Source organism: Solihabitans fulvus (assembly GCF_008386585.1).
In the GTDB taxonomy this organism is placed as follows: Bacteria; Actinomycetota; Actinomycetes; order Mycobacteriales; family Pseudonocardiaceae; genus Solihabitans; species Solihabitans fulvus.
On sequence record NZ_VUOB01000183.1, the window covers coordinates 1 to 2,945 of the forward strand.

The following is a 2,945-nucleotide window of genomic DNA, read 5'->3' on the forward strand; positions in this document are numbered from 1 at the left end:
GCGCGCGTTCGCGGGGGCCGCCTCAGTCGTCGCTGAGGCGGCCCCCGCAGTCTCCGTGGAGATCCCGCCGCCGACCGACCAGGACGTCATCCCGAACGCGTGACGTCGGAGACCGGGGTTCAGGACACAACGGACTGGGCGTGCTCCTGCCACAGCCGGTAGGCGTCGCGCCGCGACCGCACCGCGGGCTCGTGCTCGGCGCGACGGTGCAGACACTTCTGCATGGACCAGCCGCACAGGCACGCCACGAACAACTCGCCCCGCGCACTGCCTGCGGCGACAAAGGGCACGTGCCCCGCGCGCACGCCCGGCTCGCCGGGGCAGAACTGCATCGGCACCACGCCGTCCACGACGAACCAACCGGCCTCGCGCGCCTTGCCTCCCAACGGACGGCGGTCGCTGGGCAGGACCAGGCGCTCAGCGCAGCCCGGCCAGTCGCAGGCGATCACGGTGGACACGACGGTGGACATGGCGGTGCAGCGTAGGGACCGGTGCGGGGCACGACGGCCAGCGCGGCCCGGCGCGGTCGGGTGACCAACCGGTCGCGTTTCCCCTCTGGACGTCAGTCCTGGCCGGCCGCACCGCCCTCGGCCAGGTCGCCGTCCTCGTCGTCGCTGTCTTCGGGGCCGAAGCGGTCCTTGACCGCCGCCCACCGGGCGTCGCTCGCCCCCGCGTACAGCTCCCGCACCGCCTCGACCACCCTGGGGTACGCCTCGGCCAAGTCGTGACGCGCCAGGTGCAGCTCGTGGAACATCGCGTGCGCGTCGCCGGCGGCCACCGCGGCCCGCAACGCGCCGGGCCAGGTCGGACTGCTCGGCGGCTCCCAGCGGGAGCCCGTCCGGTGGCCGCCCAGCATCCTGCGGGCGTTCGCCACGCGGCGTTGCTCGCCGTCGAAGGCGACCGCGTCCAGGTCGGGCAGCGCGACCACCCGCGCGGCCACCACGGCGACGTCGGCGGCGTGCGCGGCGACCCACGCGTGCTGGGCACGCTGTTCTGCGCGTTCGGCCCGGCCGGCTTCCACCCTGCCCTCCTGGGTGTGGGTGCCGGGCCGGTCGTAGGTCGGGGGCACCAGGCGGCGGTAGCGGCGCTCGGCCGCCGACCGGTCGGCCACGCCCAACGCTGGCGCGAGCCGTGCCCAGGTCACCGTCTTCTTGCGGGCGGCCTCGATCAGGTCGCGCTCGACTTCCGCCGACCGCTCGCGTAGCCGGCGGATCACCAGCAGCGCGGCCAACACGTCGGTCTGGTCGGCCTCGCCGGTGTCGACGCCGTAGCGGCAGGCACGGGCGATCCGGTCCAGGTGCTCGGCGATCTCGGCCAGGGTGCCCACCGGCGGCGCGCCCGGGTCGTAGTCCGGCGATGTGGTCAGGTGCTCCCACGCGGCGTGTGGGTCGGTCTCCGCAGCCGGGCGACCTCGGCCGGCGGGTGTCGTCACCATGACGACACCCTATCGTCGTCATGGTGACGACAGCTCACCGACCACGTACTCGCGCCAGACCCGGCGGTCAGGTGCCGTCGTTGTCGGCGGCCGGGGGCTGGACGGCGGCGTGGATCATCTCGACGATCTGTTCACGGGTGGGGGAGGCGTCGGCACGTGCCTGGGCCTGGTCCCGTTCGGCGCGCAGCCGCTCAAACTCGGCGTCGCGTTCGGCGCGCAGCCGTTCGATCTCGGCGTCGCGTTCGGCGCGCAGCCGTTCGATCTCGGCGTCGCGTTCGGTGAGCTGCCCGGCGAGCTGGTCCTGTTTGATCTCAGCCTTGGTGGCTCGGTCCTGCTGTTCCTGAGCAGCGCGCTGGGTGGCTGCCAATTCGTTGTGCAGCCGGGTTCGCTCGGTCTCGGCCTGCTCGGCGCGGGTGGTCGCCGCGGTGGCCTTCTCGGCGGCCTTGTCCCGTGTGGTGATCGCCTCGTCCCGCGCCGCCTCGGCGGCGGTCTGGGCCTTCTCGGCGGCCCGTTGGGCGGCCTCGGCGACGGCCTGGGCCTTCTCGGCCGCAGTCGTCTTCTTGGCCAGCTCCTTGTTGTTCTTGCTCAGCTCGTCGGCTTCGCCTGCCAGGCGGTCGAACCGCTCCTTGAGGGCCTTGAGGTTGGCCTGCGCGTCGTCGCGAGCAGCTTCGGCCTTGCCGCGCTTGTGGTCGTGGTCGGCGATCTCGCGCCACGCCTTGAGCTGGGTTTCCTCGGCAGCCTTCTCGGCGTCGCGGGCGCGGCGCTCGGCGCCCCGCTGTGCCTCGATGGCCTCACGGCGCTGCTGGTCGGCCACGCCTGCGCGGCTGACGGCGGTGTCCCGGTCGCGCTCGGCCTGGTCGCCGCGCTTCTGGGCGGCAACGGCGGTGGCCTCGGCCGCCTTGATGCGTTCCAGTGCGCCGGCCTCGACGGTGCGCAGGGATTCCAGCAGCTGGCCGACTTGGGCCTGGACGCCTTCCAGCGCGGGCCGCGTCGCCTCGGCGATCTGGCGGTAGGCGATCAGCGGGCCGTCGAGCCCGGACGCCTTCGCTGCGGAACGCTGTTGCTCTGCCTTCGTCTGGCAGGTCTCGCCGTCCGACCAGACGCGGTCGCAGTATTCGCGCGGCCGTCCGCGACCGGAGTAGGGGATGGTGTGGTCGCACCCGCTGTACCCGCAGGGTCGCTCACGTTGGGCTACAGGCTGCTCATCCGCTGCCGTCATGATCCAAGCATAGCATACTTTCTAGCTTCTATTAACACAAAAAGACTTTCTTATTTCATAACTCTATATCTTATTGACCTTGATGGCCTTCTTCGTTGGCCGCTACGGTGGCCGGTCTGCCGCTGCCCGGGGTCGAGCAGCCCAACCGATCGGGAACGCTGCGCTCCAGGTGGTGCGCGCCGCCACTAGCCCGACCTCGCCTCTGATATGGCTGGCACGTCCTACTGAAACACACCAATAAGCGGTGACCGCGCAGCGGCGGCCGCCGCTGGCCCTGCCGTGCCGTTACCC

At 72.0% G+C, this 2,945-nt stretch carries 3 protein-coding genes; all 3 read right to left on the reverse strand.

Features of this window, described 5'->3' with window-relative positions:
- Positions 1 to 119 precede the first annotated feature (119 nt).
- A complete protein-coding gene (locus tag F0L68_RS41195) occupies positions 120 to 470 on the reverse strand; it encodes a hypothetical protein (protein WP_149855348.1) in 351 nt (116 codons plus the stop codon).
- Positions 471 to 562: 92 nt separating this feature from the next.
- On the reverse strand, positions 563 to 1,435 hold the full coding sequence (locus F0L68_RS41200; protein ID WP_149855349.1) for a hypothetical protein: 873 nt from the start codon (positions 1,433 to 1,435) through the stop codon (positions 563 to 565).
- A gap of 67 nt (positions 1,436 to 1,502) precedes the next feature.
- Positions 1,503 to 2,654: a coiled-coil domain-containing protein gene (locus F0L68_RS41205; protein ID WP_149855350.1), complete on the reverse strand. Its 1,152-nt coding sequence runs from the start codon at positions 2,652 to 2,654 to the stop codon at positions 1,503 to 1,505.
- Positions 2,655 to 2,945 lie beyond the last annotated feature (291 nt).